This is a genomic window from Streptomyces sp. NPDC127100 (assembly GCF_042724095.1).
Classification (GTDB): Bacteria; Actinomycetota; Actinomycetes; order Streptomycetales; family Streptomycetaceae; genus Streptomyces.
This window is the reverse complement of the sequence record NZ_JBHXFL010000024.1, coordinates 86,029-104,767: the sequence shown is the minus strand read 5'-3', so window position 1 is coordinate 104,767 and position 18,739 is coordinate 86,029. Positions and strand designations below refer to the sequence as shown.

At 72.5% G+C, this 18,739-nt stretch carries 17 protein-coding genes, 1 tRNA gene and 1 pseudogene; 15 read left to right on the top strand and 4 right to left on the bottom strand.

The window, feature by feature from the left end; translation table 11 throughout:
• The 12 genes and pseudogenes from ACFWJB_RS21890 to ACFWJB_RS21835 form a co-directional block, all read left to right on the top strand.
• A pseudogene (locus tag ACFWJB_RS21890) lies at positions 1–785 on the top strand (hypothetical protein); the annotation flags it as partial.
• Positions 786–836: 51 nt separating this feature from the next.
• Entirely contained in the window at positions 837–1,259 is a 423-nt protein-coding gene (locus tag ACFWJB_RS21885; protein WP_239765808.1) for a phage tail protein, read from the top strand.
• A gap of 28 nt (positions 1,260–1,287) precedes the next feature.
• Positions 1,288–2,010 (top strand): LysM peptidoglycan-binding domain-containing protein, encoded by a 723-nt coding sequence (locus ACFWJB_RS21880; protein WP_385472073.1) that lies wholly within the window; start codon positions 1,288–1,290, stop codon positions 2,008–2,010.
• On the top strand, positions 2,010–3,935 hold the full coding sequence (locus ACFWJB_RS21875) for a VgrG-related protein (protein WP_385472070.1): 1,926 nt from the start codon (positions 2,010–2,012) through the stop codon (positions 3,933–3,935). Before ACFWJB_RS21880 ends, ACFWJB_RS21875 begins: the two co-directional genes overlap by 1 nt.
• A gap of 73 nt (positions 3,936–4,008) precedes the next feature.
• Entirely contained in the window at positions 4,009–4,461 is a 453-nt protein-coding gene (locus ACFWJB_RS21870; RefSeq protein WP_385472068.1) for a GPW/gp25 family protein, read from the top strand.
• Complete coding sequence (locus ACFWJB_RS21865) at positions 4,461–6,419, top strand: putative baseplate assembly protein (protein ID WP_386924147.1); 1,959 nt, start codon at positions 4,461–4,463, stop codon at positions 6,417–6,419. The genes ACFWJB_RS21870 and ACFWJB_RS21865 overlap by 1 nt, the downstream gene beginning before the upstream one ends.
• Before the next feature lie 59 nt (positions 6,420–6,478).
• Complete coding sequence (locus tag ACFWJB_RS21860) at positions 6,479–6,988, top strand: phage tail protein (protein ID WP_385472089.1); 510 nt, start codon at positions 6,479–6,481, stop codon at positions 6,986–6,988.
• A 578-nt stretch (positions 6,989–7,566) separates the two neighbouring features.
• Entirely contained in the window at positions 7,567–8,925 is a 1,359-nt protein-coding gene (locus ACFWJB_RS21855) for an NADase-type glycan-binding domain-containing protein (RefSeq protein ID WP_386924153.1), read from the top strand.
• Positions 8,926–9,234: 309 nt separating this feature from the next.
• Positions 9,235–9,549: a pentapeptide repeat-containing protein gene (locus ACFWJB_RS21850; protein ID WP_386924145.1), complete on the top strand. Its 315-nt coding sequence runs from the start codon at positions 9,235–9,237 to the stop codon at positions 9,547–9,549.
• Positions 9,549–9,869, top strand: a complete 321-nt coding sequence (locus ACFWJB_RS21845) for a hypothetical protein (RefSeq protein ID WP_386924143.1) — start codon at positions 9,549–9,551, stop codon at positions 9,867–9,869. Before ACFWJB_RS21850 ends, ACFWJB_RS21845 begins: the two co-directional genes overlap by 1 nt.
• Positions 9,870–9,878: 9 nt before the next feature.
• The gene (locus ACFWJB_RS21840; RefSeq protein ID WP_386924141.1) at positions 9,879–10,760 is read left to right on the top strand and encodes a hypothetical protein; all 882 of its coding nucleotides are present in this window, start codon (positions 9,879–9,881) and stop codon (positions 10,758–10,760) included.
• 47 nt (positions 10,761–10,807) lie between these two features.
• Positions 10,808–11,683 carry a RimK family alpha-L-glutamate ligase gene (locus ACFWJB_RS21835; protein ID WP_386924139.1) on the top strand — a complete coding sequence of 292 codons (876 nt, stop codon included), beginning with the start codon at positions 10,808–10,810 and terminating at the stop codon, positions 11,681–11,683.
• A gap of 62 nt (positions 11,684–11,745) precedes the next feature.
• On the opposite strand, the gene ACFWJB_RS21830 is transcribed toward ACFWJB_RS21835, so the two are convergent.
• Both ACFWJB_RS21830 and ACFWJB_RS21825 read right to left on the bottom strand, forming a co-directional pair.
• A complete protein-coding gene (locus ACFWJB_RS21830) occupies positions 11,746–12,552 on the bottom strand; it encodes a hypothetical protein (RefSeq protein WP_386924137.1) in 807 nt (268 codons plus the stop codon).
• A gap of 181 nt (positions 12,553–12,733) precedes the next feature.
• A tRNA-Thr gene (locus ACFWJB_RS21825) sits at positions 12,734–12,807 on the bottom strand.
• A 223-nt stretch (positions 12,808–13,030) separates the two neighbouring features.
• On the opposite strand from ACFWJB_RS21825, the gene msiK reads away from it, so the two are divergent.
• The 3 genes from msiK (at position 13,031) to ACFWJB_RS21810 (ending at position 15,660) form a co-directional block, all read left to right on the top strand.
• Positions 13,031–14,167, top strand: a complete 1,137-nt coding sequence (gene msiK, locus ACFWJB_RS21820; RefSeq protein ID WP_385458197.1) for a diacetylchitobiose ABC transporter ATP-binding protein MsiK — start codon at positions 13,031–13,033, stop codon at positions 14,165–14,167.
• 245 nt (positions 14,168–14,412) lie between these two features.
• Entirely contained in the window at positions 14,413–14,868 is a 456-nt protein-coding gene (locus ACFWJB_RS21815; RefSeq protein WP_385458207.1) for a hypothetical protein, read from the top strand.
• A gap of 57 nt (positions 14,869–14,925) precedes the next feature.
• On the top strand, positions 14,926–15,660 hold the full coding sequence (locus ACFWJB_RS21810) for a nucleotidyltransferase family protein (RefSeq protein ID WP_351023082.1): 735 nt from the start codon (positions 14,926–14,928) through the stop codon (positions 15,658–15,660).
• A 114-nt stretch (positions 15,661–15,774) separates the two neighbouring features.
• Here the strand turns inward: ACFWJB_RS21810 and ACFWJB_RS21805 are convergent, their stop codons facing one another.
• Together ACFWJB_RS21805 and rlmB are read right to left on the bottom strand one after the other, a co-directional pair.
• Complete coding sequence (locus tag ACFWJB_RS21805) at positions 15,775–17,469, bottom strand: DoxX family membrane protein (RefSeq protein WP_386924134.1); 1,695 nt, start codon at positions 17,467–17,469, stop codon at positions 15,775–15,777.
• 145 nt (positions 17,470–17,614) lie between these two features.
• Positions 17,615–18,556 (bottom strand): 23S rRNA (guanosine(2251)-2'-O)-methyltransferase RlmB, encoded by a 942-nt coding sequence (gene rlmB, locus ACFWJB_RS21800; RefSeq protein WP_385458195.1) that lies wholly within the window; start codon positions 18,554–18,556, stop codon positions 17,615–17,617.
• Positions 18,557–18,739 lie beyond the last annotated feature (183 nt).

Genomic DNA, 18,739 nt, shown 5'->3' with positions numbered 1-18,739 from the left:
TCCACCCGGCCACCCCCGGACCCGGCACCCCCTTCACGGACCACCCCGCGCCCCCGGTCCAGCGCGCCACCGCCCCCACGCCCCCGCAGAACCGGCAGGCCGCCACCCCGGGTCTCCCGCCACCGCCCGCATCCGCGACGCCCGCCACCCCGGCCGGCCCGCCGCCCCTGCCGATGCCCGTCGCGCCGACGCCCGTCGCCCCGGGCGCCGCCGCGCCCACCGTCCAGCGCGCGCCCGCCAGGGCCGTACCGCTGCGCAGGCCCGCCCCGCTCGACGCCACCGCCGCCCGCGGTGCGCTGCCCGTGGCGCCCCTGACCCCGCCCCCGGCGGCCCCGCACCCCCCGCTCCAGCGCACGGCGCCGGCGAGGCCGGCCGCGGACAGCGCACCGGCGCACACGGTCCAGCGTCTTCCCGGCCGGACCATCGGCGCCCTCGCCGCGGCGGCGTCGGCCACCGTCGCCTCCACCCTGGAGCACTTCCGGACGCCCTCGTCCGCGCAGTCGCGGCCGAGCGGCCCGCCGCCGCCCTACGAGCCGCCCCCGTCGTACGGCGCGGCCACGGCCCCGCCCGGTGGCCGTCCGCCCTCCGCGCCGCCGGGTCCCGAGGCGGGCCAGCCGCCCGCGTACACGGCGGTCCCGCCGGGCGGGTTCGACCCGCGCGAGCTCACCGACTTCCAGCTCGACGAGCTGGTGCACCGGATCATCGGCCGCGTCACCCGCCTGGTCCGCACCGAACTGCGCATGGACCGCGAGCGGATCGGCAGACTCCGCGACCCCCGGGCCTGACCCCGGCCACCCCTCGCGTCCCACGGCTCACCCGACAGAAAGGCCACCCCGATGCCCCGCCAGGATCCGGGCTCCACGATCTGGTTCACCCTCACCATCGACGGCGAGAGCCTCGGTTACTTCAACGGGTGCGAAGGCCTGGCGTCCCAGGTGGAGGTCGAACAGCGCCAGGAGGGCGGCAACAACGGGTTCGTCTGGCAGCTGCCGACCCGCGTCACCTTCTCCACCATCCGGCTGACCCGCCCGCTCACCCCCGACACGGCCAAGGTCGCCAAGTGGATCTCCTCCGTGCAGACCGGCATCAAGCGGCCCACCGCGCAGATCTCGGCGCTGCGCGCGGACGGCTCGCTGGTCGCCCGCTGGGGGCTGATCGAGGTGCTGCCCGTCAGCTGGCAGGGCCCCAGTCTCGACCCGGCGAGCCCCGCCGTGGCCACGGAGGTCCTGGAGATCGCCCACCACGGGTTCACGGACTGACGGCGCCGCGGAGCAGAGAGGAAGACCCATGGCCAAGAGCAGCAACGGCGCCGGCAAGAGCCTCGTGCGCGCCAACCTCGCCATCCACGAGCCGCCCACCGGGACGACCACCACGCCCGGCGCGCTGATGCGGACATTCGGCTTCGAGTTCAACCCGGCCCACCTGTCCCTCACCCAGCGCGCCCAGTGGAAGGCGACGCCGACCATGGCCGTACGGGACGGCTCCAAACCGGAGTTCATGGGTGCCGACCCGCGGGAGATGACCCTGGAGATCTTCCTGGACTCCTCGATGAAGCCCAACGGCAACACCGTGATGAAGAAGGTCGAGTCCCTGCTGCGCTGCTGCGACGTGACCGCCAAGAGCATCGCCGCCAAGCAGCCGTCACCGCCCTGGGTGGTCTTCGAGTGGGGTTCGTTCTCCACGGCGCGGTTCACCGCGTACGTCTCGTCCGTCGAGGCGCAGTACACCCTCTTCGGCACCACCGGTGTGCCGATCCGCGCCACCTGCCAGGTGTCGCTGGTGGAGATCCCCGGCCCGACCGAGGGCCAGAACCCGACCTCCGGCGCCCTCACCGCCCAGCGGGTGCACCGGGTCGTCGCGGGGGACTCGCTCCAGTCGCTGGCCTGGAGCGAGTACGGCCGGGCGAACGCCTGGCGGGCGATCGCCGAAGCCAACGGCATCGACGACCCCTCCCACCTGCCGACCGGCACCGAACTCATGCTGCCCGCCGCCGAGGAGGTGCCTCACTGATGGTGCGGCACGCTTTCTCCAGCATCGTCGAGGTGAGGATCGGCGGCGCCAAACTGCCCGCCGACATCGCCCCCATGCTCGTGGAGGGCTGGGTCGACCAGGGCGTCGGCGTACCCGCGGCGTTCCGCCTCACCTTCCGCGACCCCTACCGCCTGGTCCTCGGCAAGCTGAACGTGCAGTTCGGCACGCCGGTCGTCATCACCCCGGTGGCCGACGGCCAGGGCATCGGCAACCCCCTGCTCACCGGCGAGGTCACCGGCCTGGAGGCCGACTACGACGGCACCGGCAGCTTCACCGTCATCCGCGGCTACGACTACGGGCACCGCATGATGCGCCAGCGGCGCGTCGCCGCCTACCGCAACCAGAAGGCCTCCGACATCGCCCGCAAGCTCGCCGCCATGGACGGCGTGTCCATCGGCCGCATACAGCCGACCAAGGGCATGTACGCGTTCATCAGCCAGTCCAACGTCACCGACTGGGACTTCCTCTCCCGGCTCGCCGACGAGAACAACATGGTCATGTCCCTGGACGCCAAGGGGAAGTTCCGGTTCGTCACGCCGAAGCCGTCGGCCGGAGCGCCCTCCCCGCGGACCGACGGCGACAAGAGCACCTTCGTGCTCCAGGCCGGCCACGACATCCTGCGGCTGCGGGCCGCCGTCACCGCCGCCGACCAGGTCGGCAAGGTCGAGTCGCGCGGCTGGAACGTCACCACCAAGAAGAAGATCACCGAGATCGCGCCCGCCACCACCGACCCGGGCATCAGCATCGGCTCGACCCCCGGCGAGGCCGCGGGTAAGTTCAAGTCGGCCAAGCTCGTCGAGACCGCCAACCCGTACGACCGGCAGGACGAGGTCCAGCACGCCGCGAAGGCCCTGGCCGCCGACGTCACCTCGTCCTTCGCCGAGCTGGAGGTCGCCGTCTACGGCCATCCGGACCTGCGTCCCGGCGTCCCGGTGGCCCTCTCCGACGTCGGCAAGCCCTTCGAGGGCAAGTACACCGTCACCTCGGTGCGTCACGTCTTCGGCGACGGCAAGCACTACGAGTCCTGGATCACGGTCAGCGGCCGCCAGTGGCGTTCCCTGTACGGGCTGGCCTCGGGCGGCGGGGGCGGCGGCGTGGACGCCGCGAGCGCCGCCCGGCTGCCCAGCGTCGCCAACGCCGTCGTCACCGACGTCCAGGACCCGCTCAAACAGGGCAGGGTCAAGCTCCAGTTCCCCTGGCTCGACGACATGTACGTCAGCGACTGGGCGCGCAGCGTTCAGCTCGGCGGCGTCGGTGGCGGCGGCGTCTTCCCCATGGACGTCGGCGACGAGGTGCTCGTCGCCTTCGACCGGGGGGCGCTGGACCACCCGTTCGTCATCGGCGGGCTCTACAACGGCCGGGACCTGCCCACCAAGGTCTCCGACGTGCCCCTGCACGACGGCCTGAGGAAGAAGGCCGCCCGGCACACCCTGTCCGACCGCCAGGGCAACCGCGTCGACCTGCTCAGCCAGCAGACCGGCGGGCGCAAGCAGGGCGTCCGGATCGCCTCCGGCAACGAGAAGCTGATCATCAACCTCGACCGCACCAAGACGGAGATCACCGTCGACAGCAAGGGCACGGTCAGCATCACCGGCAGCCGTTCGGTGTCGGTGGAGGCGGGCACCAGCCTCCGGCTGCACGGCCGCCAGTCCGTCATGATCGACAGCGGCGGACCGCTCACCCTGAAGGGCAAGGGCCTGGTCAGCATGACGTCCCTGGGCGGGGCGGTCGACGTCAACGCGATGGGCGGCGCCATGAACCTGTCGTCGACCGGCATGACGTCGATCAACGCCACCGGCATGGTCTCGGTCAACGCGGTGGCCAACGTGAACATCAAGGGCATCAAGGTCGACCTCTTCGGCGCCGTGTTCGTCAACACCGTGAAGTACCCCCTCCCGGCATGACCGGACGACCGCGCCGGCCCGCCCGGACCGCAGGAACAGCAGGAACAGGAAGAAGAAGGCAGGTGGCTCCCTGATGGCCGAACAGTTCGTCGGCTCCGGCTGGGCGTTCCCCATGCGCATCGGACCCACCGGCGGCATCGCCCTGGTCAGCGGCGAGCGCGAGGTCGAGGAGGCCATCCGCCTCGTCCTCGCCACCGCGCCCGGCGAACGGCCGATGCGCCCCGACTTCGGCTGCGCCATCCACGACCTGGTCTTCGCGCCGGTCAACGAGCAGACCGCCGGCCGCATCCAGCACGAGGTGTACGTCAGCCTGGACCGCTGGGAGCCCCGCATCGAGGTCCACGACGTCGACGTCAGTACCGGCACGGACCAGAGCGTCCTCTTCATCGACGTCCGCTACTCGATCCGCGGCACCAACAACCCGCGCAGCCTCGTCTTCCCGTTCTACGTCATCCCCTCCCACGACGAGCCGGACCTCACCGACGGCCCCGCCGGCCTCCCGGGCTCTCCCGAAAGCGACCACTGATGTCCCTGCCCTCCCCCAACCTCGACGACCGCCGCTTCCAGCAGTTCGTCGACGACGCCAAGCGCTACATCCAGCAGCGCGCCCCGGAGTGGACCGACCACAACGTCTCCGACCCCGGCGTCACCCTCGTCGAGACGGTCGCCCACATGGCCGACCAGATCGTCTACCGCCTCAACCGGGTCCCCGAGAAGAACCACCTCGCCTTCCTCGACCTGGTCGGCATCACCCTCTTCCCGCCCTCCGCCGCCCGCACGGACGTCACCTTCTGGCTGTCCGCGCCGCAGGAGGACGCGATCCTGATACCGGCCGGCGCCGAGGTCGCCACCCTGCGGACCGAGCGCGACGACGCCGTCGTCTTCGCGACCGAGCGCGACCTGACCGTCGTGCCCTGCGCGCTCGGCCACCTGGTGACGCAGCGCCGCGGCGAACCCGTCACGGACCGCACCACGGACCTCGCCGAGGGCAAGGACCTGCTGTGCTTCGCCGAGGCCCCCAGCCCCGGTGACTGCATGCTCATCGGCCTCACCGCCGCCACCCCCGACTGCGCCCTCGCCCTGGAACTCGACAGCCGCGTCGACGGCGTCGGCGTCGACCCCCGCCAGCCGCCCCTCGTCTGGGAGGCCTGGACCGAGGACGGCTGGCAGCCCTGCGAGGTCGACCGCGACGGCACCGGCGGCCTCAACCGCCCCGGCGACGTCGTCCTCCACGTCCCCGGCGGCCACGTGCTCTCCCGCAACGGCGGCCAGGAGGCGGGCTGGATCCGCTGCCGGGTCACCGACCCGCTGCCCGGCCAGCCCTTCTACACCACCTCGCCCACCATCCGCTCCGCCGAGGCGTACACCATCGGCGGCACCACCCGCGCCGTCCACGCGGAGACCGTCCACGACGAGGCCCTCGGCGAGTCCACCGGCCTGCCCGGCCAGCGGCTGCGGCTCGCCCACGCCCCCGTCGTCGCCGACGACCCGCCCCTCCTCCTCCAGACCGCCGCCGACGCCGGCTGGCAGGACTGGCAGGTCGTCCCGCACTTCGCGGCGTCCCGCCCCGACGACCACCACATCACCCTCGACGCCGCCACCGGCGAGATCGCCTTCGGCCCCGCCGTCCGCGAACCCGACGGCACCCTGCGCCAGTACGGCACCGTCGCCCCCAAGGGCGCCGTCATCCGCGCCCGCCGCTACCGCACCGGCGGCGGCCGGGCCGGCAACGTGGCGCGCGGCGCCGTGCAGGTCCTGCGCACCTCCATCCCGTACGTCTCCGAGGTCGTCAACCGCGAGGCCGCCCGCGGCGGCGTGGACGGCGAGACCGTGGAGGAGGCGAAGCTCCGGGCCCCCATCACGCTGCGCGCCCAGGAACGCGCCGTCACCCTGCGGGACTACGAGGAACTCGCCCGCCGCGCCGCCCCCGAGACCGCCCGCATCACCTGCCTGGAGGGCAAGGAGGGCGACCACGGAGCGTACGCGGTCCGCGTCCTGGTCGTCCCGCAGGCCGTACCCGACCCGGGCGGACGGCTCCGCTTCGAGCAACTCGTCCCCGGCGACGCCCTCCTGGCCCGCATCACCCGCCACCTCGACGAACGCCGCCTCATCGGCACCCGCCTAGCCGTCGGCCCGCCCTACTACCAGGGCGTCACCGTCGTCGCCACCGTCCACGCCTTCCGCGGCGTCGACACCGACCGGGTGCGCCGCCAGGCCCACGACGCCCTCTACCGCCACCTCGACCCGCTCACCGGCGGCGCCGACGGCCGGGGCTGGCCCTTCGGCCGCCCCGTGCAGGCCGGCGAGGTCTTCGCCGTGCTGCAGCGCGTCCCCGGCGTGGAGCTCGTGGACGAGGTCGTCCTGCACCCCGCCGACCCCCTCACCGGCAAGCGCGGCGACCCCACCGACCGCATCGACCTCCAACCGCCCTCGCTGGTCTTCTCCTTCGACCACCGCGTCCGCGTGATCGGAGACGGCACGTGACCACCACGCCGTACCGGGGCTCCGTCGACGGGCTCGGCTCCTCGCTCCCGCTGGGCACGATGCTCCCCGCCGTCTTCGCCGACGACGACCTCGCCCAGCGCTTCGTCGGCGGCCTCGACGACGTCCTCGCCCCCATCCTCAACGTCCTCGACTGCCTGGACACCTACTTCGACCCGGCCCTCACGCCGGCCGACTTCGCCCAGTGGCTCGGCACCTGGGTCGGCGCCGAGACCGACGGCACCGAACCGGAGCCCCGGCTGCGCGCCGCCGTCGCCGCGGCAGCCCGCCTGCACCGCGTACGCGGCACCCGGCAGGGCCTGTCCGAGGCCGTACGGCTGGCGTTCGGCGTCGAGCCGGACATCACCGAGAGCGGCGGCGCCGACTGGAACGCCCGCCCCCTCGGCCCGTTCCCCGGCGCGCCGCGCCCCCGTCTCCACGTCGCCCTGCGGCTGCCCGACCCGTCCCCGGCCGACACCCACCGCCTGGACGCCCTCGTCGCGGCGGCCCGTCCCGCCCACATGCCCTACACCGTCGAAGTGACCGCCTCCGAAAGGACCCCGGAGAGATGACCACGCAGAACTGCGCCGAGTGCGGAACGCGCGCGGAACCGGGCCAGTCCTTCTGCGACGCGTGCGGCGCCGTGCTCCGCTGGGAGCAGGCCGGCGCGGCCCGCGCCGCCCGGCCCGCCGCCGGGGACGCCTCCGGCGCCACGGACACGCCCGCCACGACCGCACCGGCCGACGCCGACGGCCGGCCCGCCCCCGAAGCCGACGGCAACGACTGGGCACCCCCGCCCACCGCCGGCACCGCCGCCCCTGCCCCACACCCGGAAACCCCCCGGCCCACGACCACGGCACCCGGCACAGGCACCCCGGGGGCCGACCCGGGCGCCGCAGGGACCGGCATCGGCACCCCGGGGGCCGACACGGGCGCCGCGGGGACCGGCACGGGCACCCCGGGTGGTGGCGAAGGCACGCCCGGCACGAGTCACCCGGCAACCACCGCGGGCACTCCGACACCCGGCACGGGCCACCCGGAGGCCACCGCGGGCGCCCCGGGGACCCCGGAGGCCCCCGGCACCGGTGCGACCGCGGGAGCAGCGGGAGAGCCGGCGAGTGCCCCGGCGCCCGCGGGCACCGCCGACACGGTGAGCGCCGCGCGGGCCGCCAGGGCGGCGAGGGCCGCCAGAACCGCCAGGATCACGGCAGGCGCCGCGGCATCCACCGGCGGGGCCGCGGGCACCACCGCACCCCCGCGGGCCGACACCCAGCCCACCACCCCCGCACCCTCCTGGCCGGCCGGCGCCGCGAGCTCCCCGGCCCCCGGAGCCCCCGGCACCACAACACCGGCGCCGCCCACCGGACCGAACGCACCCTCCTGGTCCGCCGGCGCCGCGCACCCCCCGGCCCCCGAACCGTCCGCGCCCTCCACCGGCCCCGCCCACCCCGCGACGCCCGCCCGTGCGGACGGCGGCCCGACCAACCCGTACACCGCCCCCGACGCCTCCGCCCCCCGCACCCGCGACGTGGACGAGACGGCACCCACCGCCCCGATGGCTCCCGTACCGGCGGAGCCCCCCGCGCCGAACGCCCTCAGCGACACCATGAACCACCGCGCGCGGTCCCTGCTCGTCCCCGTCGACGACCCCGAGGACCCCGCTCCCGCCCCGCCGCCCGCCGTCGCCCCGGTCCTGCCCGGCCGTCCCGACGCCGACCGGCCCCAGGTACGCGCCCCGGGCCACCGGCCGGACTTCGTGGGCGGCCCGCCCTGCCCGTGGTGCTCCACCCCCAACCGGCCCGACCGCCACTACTGCGGCCGCTGCGCGATGCCCCTGACCGCCACCGGCGAGACCACCCAGGCACCGGCCCCCTGGTGGCGCCGCCTCTTCGGCGGCCGGCGCCGCGAGACCCCCTGGGCGGGCGACCGGCCCCGCCTGCGCCGCGTGTTCGACCGCATCGGCACCTGGGTCACCCTCGCCGTCGTCGTCACCCTGGCGATCCTCGGCTTCGTCTACATCCCCGACGGCATCCAGGCCACCCGCGACCACTTCGCCAAGCGCGCCCCGGTCGCCCCGGACCGGATCACGGCCTCCCACTCCTACAGCGGGCACTCGCCGAAGCTCGCCTTCGACCAGCGCAGCAACACCTGGTGGGGACCGGGCATCTCGGAGTCCGGCCGGGGCGAGTGGATCGAGGTCGGCTTCAGCGAGCCGACCCGGCTGCTGGACCTGATCATCACGCCGGGCGTCTCCACCAGGGCCGACAAGCTCAGCGAGTCGGCCCTGCCGCACCGCATCAAGGCGACCATCACCAGGAAGGACGGCAGCACCACGACCCGCGACCTCACCCTGGACCAGGGCGCGGGCGGCCAGCGCCGCCCCTTCCGGGTCGGTGAGGTCACCAAGGTCCGCTTCACCATCGAGTCGGCCCACGCGGCCTCCGCCGACAAGCAGGTCGCCATCGCGGAGATCGAGTTCTTCGGCCCCTCCAGCGCGAACCGCACCTGACCCGGAACGACCGAGGGCCCCGCCGTCCAACGGACGGCGGGGCCCTCGTCGTGCTCCGGAGTCCCCTGTCGGATTCGGACCCACGACCAGGCCTGAATGTGAGGCGCCTTCGACACGTATGCGACAAAAAGAGATGGGAATAACCACCGGCTGCATGTTGCGCAGACGGCAGGGAATTACGACGCCTTTCAACTCCTGCGATTCACTCTTCCGCCGGCATGCTGTTGCCGATTCACCATCCATGTCCCAAGTGGCATCGCCCCCAGTCGGGTGTGACGATAGGAGTAAGAGGCTTGGAAGGAGGGCGAGATGAAGTCCCAACAGGCGGGCGACGGCGCCGCCCTGATGCCCAATATGTGCGTCTCCAACGCTGACGTTCGACAGTCCACGTGGTACAAGTCCGCGTTCCGCGGTTCACTGTTCGCCGAGTCACTCATGGACGACTCCCAGTTCCTCTGGGTCAACACCCGTCGATCGACTTTCGCCGGTCTCAACATGGACGGCAGTCGTCTGGTGGGCTGCTCGATGCGCGATGTCGTCATGGAGGACTGCGACCTCCAGGGCCTGACCATCAACGGCGTGAAAGTCGACGATTTGATCGCCTCGCGGGAAGGGGCACAGTGATGTCCACACCCATGATATTCATTCGTCCAGAGCTGCGTCCCGAATTGGCCGGCACATACGACATCGAGCCGGTCGGCATCGAAGACGCGATCCGCGACGCAGTGGCGCGCGGAGAGAGCCTGGACGACAAGAAGGACGGCGTGGACCGGCGCTTCCTGGAGGACGGCGGAGCGGAGACCCGCGGCTCTGGCCAGGTGTTCCTCGCCGGCGTCACAGGCAAGGAGACCTGTGACACCGGCAAGGAGGCGTGCGATGCGTTGCGCGTCGTCGTCTACGGCGAGATCGAGGCCGTGCACGACTTCATCCGTCCGATCATCTAGCGAGACGACGTGATCCTGCTGCTGGGCGCCGATCCAAGGGATGCGGCAATGGCAGGATTCGCTGAATACCTGGCGAGTCATTCGATCCCGCACATGGTTTGCAGTGATCTCGGGCAGCTCGGATTCGGTGTGTATCTGGATGCCTGCGGCCGGACGGGGGTCCGGCTGCACGTGCCAGGACACGGCACCGTACGTGGCGACGAGGTGGCGGTGTTCGTCCGTAATCCGTGGATGTTCGCGCTGGCCAAGGAGGACAGCGATGACGCCCGCTTCGCCGGCAACGAGTATTACGCGGCATTGTGGACTGTGTGCGCCTTGCTCCCCAAGGTGATCAACCGGCCCGGTCCGCAGGCATGGCAATACGATCGCGAAGTGCGCCGCAGCCTCGAGCGGTCGTCACTGCTGCCGGAGTACTGGACGACCGACCCGGGACGACTGCTCGATCGGCGGGATGCCTGCGCGTCGTCCGAGGTACACGTCGAGGACCTGCTCACCCACGAGTGCCGGATCATCGAAGACCCCGGCGATTTGGGCGGGCGGCTGAACCCGGGCGCCTCTCACCTGCGAGCGGTATTCGCGCCATCGAGCCGGTACGTGGTCCACGTATGTGTCGGGCAGAGGTCGTTCACCGTCCTCAACGAGCCCGATGTCGATGTCGACGAGGAACGGCACCGGACGCTCCTGCGTGATCTCACCGAAACCCTGAGCCGACGCGGCATTCGCTTCTTCGCGGTCGCTCTGGTCACCGACCACCAGCAGCGGCCACTGGTGAGCCGCATCCTGTCCGACCCTCCATTCTCCTGGTACCGCGCGCACGCCGACGCGGTGCACGAGCAGTTATGTGCGGAGCTTGCCCGCCCATTTCCGGAGATCGCGGAGTCTACTCGGTGAGCGTTCTAATCATAGGGTCACCACATGACCGCACGACGGTCCACACTGTGCGCGCCGCACGGCTGAGCTGCGTGCCCCACGCCTTTTTCGACATCGTGAGGTTCCTGCGGACCGGCTCCTACTCCTGGGACTTCCAGGGCGGATGCGGTCGATTGAGCGACGGCGTCCTGAGGGTCGACCTTCCCGACACCGGAATCACCGGCATCTACGTTCGCATGGTCGACATCATCGACAGTCTCGACAGCGAGGAACGCGCTGCAGCATCGGCGCGGCTCACCGCGCTCACGGAAATCCTCGCCACCGTCGACACTCTCGTAGTCAACCGCCCTGGCTCCGACATGAGCAACTGGTCGAAGGTGTATCACCTCAGCCTGCTCAGCCGCTGCGGCTTCACCGTGCCCGAGTCGCTGCTCACCAACAACGAGAAGGAAGCACGCGAATTCCTGGCCGCGGCGCCGAGCACCATCTTCAAGGGGGCCAGCGGCGAGAAGACGATCGCATCGGCGCTCGAGCACGGTCAGATGAGCGAATTGCGACTGCTGCCCCGCAGCCCAGTCCTGTTTCAGGAGCGTGTGCGAGGTGCCGACGTGCGTACACACCTGGTCGGCAAGCAACACTTCTCGGAACGGATCGACAGCGAAGGCGTCAACTACCAGTACTGTGCCGGCGTCAAGACCTTCACCCCGACACGTGTGCCGCCGGACGTCGTCGAAAAATGCCTGGCATATCAGGCGATGAGCGGTTTGACCTTCATCGGGTTCGACTTCATGGTGGGTGAAGACGGCCGTCACACGGTTCTGGAAGCCAACCCGATGCCCGGTTACGACGGATACGATCGGCGCCTGGGCCTCCGCATCTCCAGCGCTCTGCTGAACCTGTTGCAAGGACGCGGGACACCAGAACCACACGACCGTCGGCACTGAGCCCTTTCCAACTTCATCCCGCGATCATGGTCAGCGGCGCCGACAGCCGGGTTGGCAGGTGCTCAGCCCTCCGGCAGCTCCCATGAGGTGAACCAGTGGGGGAACGGTCCGGCGGAGGGCGGGAAGGCGAACGGCGGGGTGCGGTCGGTGAGCAGGCGCAGCACGAACTCGCCGGTGCCGCAGTCGAAGCGCTGCCACTCACCGTCCAGGTACCGCACCAGAACCGGCCAGTCGTCGGGATCGGCCGGTCCGGTCAGCCAGTGGAAGGCCAGCTCCTGCTCGGAGGTCCCCCATATGAGCACGCCGCCGGGCGCGGGGTGGACCGGGTATGGCCGGTACAGGTCGGCGTACCGCGCCATGTCCCGGCCCCAGGAGACCAGATCCGTGCCCAGCGCACCCGGCACCAGCAGGTCCAGGTACTCGTCGAAGCTGCCCGCGCCGAAGGCGTCGACGATGTCCTTGTAGTCACCGGGCAGCGCGGTGCCCAGCGCCGCCTCCGTCGCGGCCCAGTCGACGCCGCACCGATCGGGCTCCGTCCGCCCGGTGGCCTCCCGCAGCAACGCCACCCACCCGACCCCGGGCGGGCGGGTGAACGCGCGCCGGGCGAGGACCACGACGCGACGCGGGCCGTCGGCGGTGGCCGTCACGCCGTATCCGAACCAGTGCTCGGCCAGCACCCACCCGCGCAGCTCCAGCAGCCCGCCCTCCCCGCCGACGGGGAGCCCACCCTCCCCGCCCACCGGCGGACCGTCGGGCACCCCTGCCGCCCTGCCCCCGACGACCCAGGCACGTACCGGCAGACCCGCCCCGTCGACCACGTCCGCAGCGGCGCGCTCCAGCTCGGCCAGATCCTCCGCGTCACTGGGCACACAGACATGCCCTGCCCCATGAAGGGGCAGCGGGCAGTGCAATGCGGGCGCGCGCCAGGCGTCGTTCAAACGGGCGCGCAGAGCTGAGGCGTCCACGCGGCCAAGTGAAAAGCACGGCACCCGTGGATGTCGAACGCCCCGGACCGATCATCGGCCGGGGCGTTCGCGCTGTTCGGACAAGAGCCCCCTGTCGGATTCGAACCGACGACCTTCGCTTTACAAGAGCGGCGCTCTGACCAGCTGAGCTAAGGAGGCAGGCATCGCGCGGCGGCGCGCGCGGAGGCTGCTCCACTGTACACAGAGCCGGTGAACGATGGGATTCGAAAAGATCGGCGAAGTTCACAGGCCCGCAGGTACTGACAGATCAGGTGAACGCCGGGTACCGTCCTGAGCCAGTTCACTCGTGTGGACTACACCAACCACCTTCCTACAACGGATCGTCCGGCACGTTCCTGCCGGTAGAAGGGGGCCCTTCATCATGGCCACAGTCCAGTTCGACAAGGCGACCCGCGTGTACCCGGGTTCCGACAAGCCCGCCGTCGACGGTCTCGACATCGACATCGCGGACGGCGAGTTCCTCGTCCTGGTCGGCCCGTCCGGCTGCGGCAAGTCCACCTCGCTCCGCATGCTCGCGGGGCTCGAGGACGTCAACGGCGGCGCCATCCGCATCGGCGACCGCGACGTCACCCACCTGCCGCCGAAGGACCGGGACATCGCCATGGTGTTCCAGAACTACGCGCTGTACCCGCACATGACCGTCGCCGACAACATGGGCTTCGCGCTCAAGATCGCCGGCGTCAACAAGGCGGAGATCCGGCAGAAGGTCGAGGAGGCCGCGAAGATCCTCGACCTCTCCGAGTACCTGGACCGCAAGCCGAAGGCGCTCTCCGGCGGTCAGCGCCAGCGTGTCGCGATGGGCCGCGCGATCGTGCGTGAGCCGCAGGTCTTCCTCATGGACGAGCCGCTGTCCAACCTGGACGCCAAGCTCCGCGTCTCCACGCGTACGCAGATCGCCTCGCTCCAGCGCCGCCTGGGCATCACCACCGTCTACGTCACCCACGACCAGGTCGAGGCCATGACCATGGGCGACCGGGTGGCGGTGCTGAAGGACGGCCTGCTCCAGCAGGTCGACTCGCCGCGCAACATGTACGACAAGCCCGCGAACCTCTTCGTCGCCGGCTTCATCGGCTCCCCGGCCATGAACCTGATCGAGGTCCCGATCACCGACGGCGGTGTGAAGTTCGGCAACAGCGTGGTCCCGGTCAGCCGGGACGCCCTGCAGGCCGCCGCCGACAAGGGCGACCGCACGGTCACCGTCGGCGTCCGCCCCGAGCACTTCGACGTGGTGGAGCTGAACGGCGGCGCCGCCGCGTCGCTGACCAAGGACTCCGCGAACGCCCCGGCCGGCCTCGCCGTCACGGTCAACGTCGTCGAGGAGACCGGCGCCGACGGCTACATCTACGGCACGGTCGAGGTCGGCGGCGAGACGAAGGACCTCGTGGTCCGCGTCAGCAGCCGCGCGGTGCCGGAGAAGGGCGCGACCGTCCACGTCGTGCCGCGGCCGGGCGAGACCCACGTGTTCTCGTCCTCCTCCGGTGAGCGCCTCTCCGACTGAGGACCCGTGCGCACCGGGGACGCGCGTCCCCGGCACGGGTGAATTCGCCCCGCATTGACGAGAAGGGCCCCGCAACCTGCTGCGGGGCCCTTTTCGATGTCGACAAATACCCCGCCACAACGGACGTTTCGAGCAGTGTGCGTCAACCCGTTACCCATTTTCCGGCCCTTTCCCATCCCCCGAACCGGTGACTAAATGTCGCCAAATCATCACCGGGCGCTACCCTCACTCGCGTGAAGCACTCCGTGAAGCACTCCGCCTCCCAGCAGACGCGCAGCGGCCGGGGCCCCGCCCGCCGGATCGGCCGCTCGCTCGCCTTCGTCCTGCCCGTCGTCCTGGTGCTCTCCGGGACCCTCGCGGTCACCCGGGTCAACTGGTCGGGGGACCCCTCCAACTCGGTGCTCACCGCGTCGGACGCCTCCGCCGCCGGAGCGTCCACGCACGCCGCGCCCCGCGCCCCGCACGAGGTGCTGCGCGACCGGCTGCTGACCGAGCTCCAGGAGGAGGACCCGGGCGTCGCCCTCACCCACCTCCAACAGGCCGTCGACGACCGCCCCTCGCTCGCCCGGCACTGCGCGTCCATCGCCCGAGCCCTCGGCCGGGCCGCGGTGAAGGTCTACGGCCCGACGCGCGCCCAGTCGTACGCGCGCCCCGTCTGCGACACCGCCTTCGCCTCGGGCGTGCTGGCCGCGCACCGCTGAGCACCCCCGGCCGAGCACCCCCACGGGGCCGACGGGGCGCCACGTACAGTTCGGGTCATGACCGATCCGAACGCCGCGTCCCGCCGCCCCGTTCAAGCCGTCGTCCTGGCCGGCGGGCAGGGTTCCCGCCTGCGCCCCTACACCGACGACCGGCCCAAGCCGATGGTCGAGATCCCGGGCACCGGAACCCCGATCATCGGCCATCAGCTCGCCTGGCTCGCCGAGGAGGGCGTGACCGACGTGGTGGTCTCCTGCGGCCACCTCGCCGAGGTGCTCCAGAAGTGGCTGGAGACCGCCGACCTGCCGCTCTCCGTCACGACCGTGGTGGAGCCCGAGCCCCTCGGCCGCGGCGGCGGCCTGAAGTACGCCGCCGCGCGTCTCCCCCACCCGGACCGGCCCTGGTACGCCACGAACGGCGACATCTGGACGCGCTTCTCCCTGCGCGACATGGCCGACTTCCACGCCGAGCGGGACGCCGTCGCGACCCTCGCCCTGGCCCGCCCCCGGCTGCCGTGGGGCGCCGTGCAGACGGACGGCTTCGGGCACATCACCGACTTCATCGAGGCACCCCCGTCGACCTTCGAGATCAACGCGGGTGTCTACGTCTTCTCCCCCGCCTTCGCGGAGATGCTCCCGGAGCGCGGCGACCACGAGCGGACGACGTTCCCCCGGCTGGCCCGTGAGCACCGGCTGGCCGGTTTCCCGATCCCGCAGGGCTCCTACTGGCGGGCGATCGACACCGCCAAGGACCTGACGGAAGCCGCCCGGGAGCTGGCCGCGCTCAGCCGCTGAGCCACGGCCGCCGGGCCACCGGGCGTACACGTGGACGGGTCCCGCACGGATGACGTGCGGGACCCGTCGTCGTAGGTGCCCGGGCCGGCGGCCCGGCGCGGCCCGGGGCGGGTCCTAGCCCAGGAGGCCGCCCACCAGGCGGCTGCCCGGCTGTCCCCCGGAGGAGGAACTGCCGCCGTCGCCGTCGTCGTCGCTTCCGGTGGAGCCGGCGGAGCCGTCGCCGCTGCCGCCGGTGGCGGTGCCGCCGGAGGTCGGGCCGGCGGTGGTGCTCGGGGCCTGCCCGGCCGGTGAGGTCCGCTCGGGCGGTGCCTGGCCCGTGGTGCCCTGGGTCTGGCTGGGGGCGTCACCGGGCGCGGTGCCGCCCTCGTCGGTGGCGCCGGGAGTGGTCCCGTCCTTCTCGGCGGGGGCGGTCGCGCCGGAGGTGGCGCCCTCGGTGGACGCGGAGGAGGAGGCCTCCGGCGTCTCCCGTTCCCGCTCCCCGGACTTCCGGGGCAGCGGGGTGCCGGGGAGTTCGTTGCGCGGGCCCTCGCCGGGTCCCGGGACGACCACGCGGTCGGCGTCGCGCACGGCACCGCCGAGCAGCGAGCCGACGAGGAGGGTGACGCCGGCGACGAGGAAGGTGACCAGGGCGCCGCGGCGGAGCACGTACCGGCGCAGGTCCCAGATGTCGGCGCGGGGGCCGAGACGGCGCCACGCACCCCCGGCGAGGCGGCCGTCGACGGAGTAGACGGGCGCCCCGGCGATGATCAGCGGGGACCAGGCGGCCAGGTAGATGATGTCGGGGGCGTCGTAGACGGGCGTGCTCTTCCAGCTGACGGTGACCAGCAGCGCGGCGGACAGGATCGCGCCGATGACGGCGGCGACGCGCTGCCAGCAGCCCAGGACGGTCAGGACGCCGACGACGACCTGCAGGAAGGCGATGACCAGGCCGGAGCCGACGGGGTGCGCGAGGGCGAACTGGCGCAGCGGCTCGGCCACGTCCCAGGGGTGCAGGGTGTTGAGCCACTTCACCATGGACCCGCGCTCGCCGCCGTCGAAGTAGACGGGGTCGCAGAGCTTGCCCATGCCAGCGTATACGGAGATGAAGCCGAGGAAGACGCGCAGGGGCAGCAGCACGACGCCGAGGTTGATGCGGCGGCCGGGGTAGTAGGCGTGCCGTGCCGGATCGTCGGCGTGGCGCCTCGTGCGCGGCTCGGCGTCCGTGCCGTCGCCGTGCTCGGGGGACGGGTCGAAGTCGTCGTCGGCGTAGGCCGGTTCGTCGTAGGCGCTGCCGACGGTGCGCATCGCGGGCAGCAGCCGGCCCCCGTCGCGGGCGAGGCCGCGCTGGGCGCCGACGAGAGGGGCCTGGAGGGGCTGGGTGTCGAAGTCGTCGTACGGGTCGTGGCCGGGGCGGCCGCCCCCGCCGACACGGGGGATGACCTGGGTGGCGCCGGCGTCGGCGGAGGTGTCGGCGAGCGGGTCCTCGGCGTGCCGGCCCGCTCCGGCCCGCACCGCCTGGAGCAGCCGGTGGGCGCCGGTGTCGTCCGGGTCGGACCGGCCGCTCCAGACGACGGGGCGGCGCCGGGCGGGCGTGGGGACCCCGGAGCCGGCGACGGGCACGCGGGCGGCGTCCTGGGTGGCGCTCAAGTGCCGCGCGATCCGCGGGGACCGGGTCCGCCGCGCGGAGGCACCGAGCTGCACGCGGAAGCTCGCGTGATTGACGATGACCTGGGCCGGATCGCTCGGCACCTTCACCATGCTCAGCGCGGGAGCGTCGTCGTATCCCGACGAGCGGTCCCCCGTGGGTGTGCGGGGTGTTCTGGTGTCCACGCTCAACTAACCGAGTGATGTGTCGTTAGGACACTGCCTCGGCCCGCCGGATGTGTCCGGACCGCGTCAAGCTTGTCCGGACCACCCGGAACGCCCCCTTCGGGGGACCGCACCGAACGTGCGATCCCCCGCGGCGGTCACCTGCTCAGGCGCGCCGGCGCGCGGCCTCGTAGAGCACGATGCCCGCCGCCACACCGGCGTTCAGCGACTCGGCGCCGCCGGGCATCGGGATCCGGACCCGGAAGTCGCAGGTCTCGCCGACCAGGCGAGACAGGCCCTTGCCCTCGCTGCCGACCACGATGACCACGGGCCCGCCCAGGGCCTCCAGCTCGCCGAGCTCGACCTCGCCGTCGGCGGCGAGGCCCACGACGACGATCCCGGCCTTCTGGTACGCCTCCAGCGCGCGCGTGAGGTTGGTGGCGCGGGCCACCGGCGTCCGGGCGGCCGTGCCGGCCGACGTCTTCCAGGCGCCCGCCGTCATGCCGGCCGCACGCCGCTCGGGCACGACGACGCCGTGGCCGCCGAAGGCGGAGACGGAGCGGACGACCGCACCGAGGTTGCGCGGGTCGGTCACGCCGTCGAGGGCGACGATCAGCGGGTCCGCGCCCTCGTCGTGGGCGGCGGCGACCAGGTCCTCGGGGTGGGCGTACTCGTACGGCGGGACCTGGAGGACGAGCCCCTGGTGGTTGAGCCCGTTGGTCATCCGGTCCAGTTCCGGGCGCGGCGCCTCCATCAGGTTGATGCCGCCGCGCTCGGCCGCGAGCTGGAGCGCCTCGCGCACCCGCTCGTCGTTGTCGATGAACTGCTGGACGTAGAGCGTCGTGGCGGGCACGCCCTCGCGCAGCGCCTCGTAGACGGGGTTGCGGCCGACGACGAGTTCGGACGTCGACCGGCCGCCCCCGCGTCGCTGCTGGGGGCGCCCCGTGGCACGGCGGGCCTTCGCGTTGGCGGCGCGCTGCTTGGCGTGCCCCTTGCGCATCTCGGCGGGAGGCGTCGGCCCCTTGCCTTCCAGGCCCCGGCGTCGCTTGCCGCCGCTGCCGACCTGCGCGCCCTTCTTGCCGGACATGCGGCGGTTGTTCGCGGCCATGAGTTACCTGTCTCCGCTCTCTGCGTCTGCACGGGGTGTGCGTGGTGCTTGCGTCTTATGCAGTGTGCCGCCCCGGCGGGCGGGGGGCCCACTCGGGCGTCCGGGCCCGGCGGGGCGCGGCGGGAGCCGCGGCGCCCGCGGGGGGCAGTGGGGGCGGCCGCGGGGGGGCGGCCCGGCACCTTC

Bases quoted from the DNA above. Each gene is read 5' to 3' on its own strand.
- rlmB (WP_385458195.1), bottom strand. From the start codon at position 18,556: ATGGCCGCGAACAACCGCCGCATGTCCGGCAAGAAGGGCGCGCAGGTC.
- ACFWJB_RS21860 (WP_385472089.1), top strand. From the start codon at position 6,479: ATGCTCCCCGCCGTCTTCGCCGACGACGACCTCGCCCAGCGCTTCGTC.
- ACFWJB_RS21870 (WP_385472068.1), top strand. From the start codon at position 4,009: ATGGCCGAACAGTTCGTCGGCTCCGGCTGGGCGTTCCCCATGCGCATC.
- ACFWJB_RS21885 (WP_239765808.1), top strand. From the start codon at position 837: ATGCCCCGCCAGGATCCGGGCTCCACGATCTGGTTCACCCTCACCATC.
- ACFWJB_RS21865 (WP_386924147.1), top strand. From the start codon at position 4,461: ATGTCCCTGCCCTCCCCCAACCTCGACGACCGCCGCTTCCAGCAGTTC.
- ACFWJB_RS21850 (WP_386924145.1), top strand. From the start codon at position 9,235: ATGAAGTCCCAACAGGCGGGCGACGGCGCCGCCCTGATGCCCAATATG.
- ACFWJB_RS21810 (WP_351023082.1), top strand. From the start codon at position 14,926: ATGACCGATCCGAACGCCGCGTCCCGCCGCCCCGTTCAAGCCGTCGTC.
- ACFWJB_RS21875 (WP_385472070.1), top strand. From the start codon at position 2,010: ATGGTGCGGCACGCTTTCTCCAGCATCGTCGAGGTGAGGATCGGCGGC.
- ACFWJB_RS21845 (WP_386924143.1), top strand. From the start codon at position 9,549: ATGTCCACACCCATGATATTCATTCGTCCAGAGCTGCGTCCCGAATTG.
- ACFWJB_RS21880 (WP_385472073.1), top strand. From the start codon at position 1,288: ATGGCCAAGAGCAGCAACGGCGCCGGCAAGAGCCTCGTGCGCGCCAAC.
- msiK (WP_385458197.1), top strand. From the start codon at position 13,031: ATGGCCACAGTCCAGTTCGACAAGGCGACCCGCGTGTACCCGGGTTCC.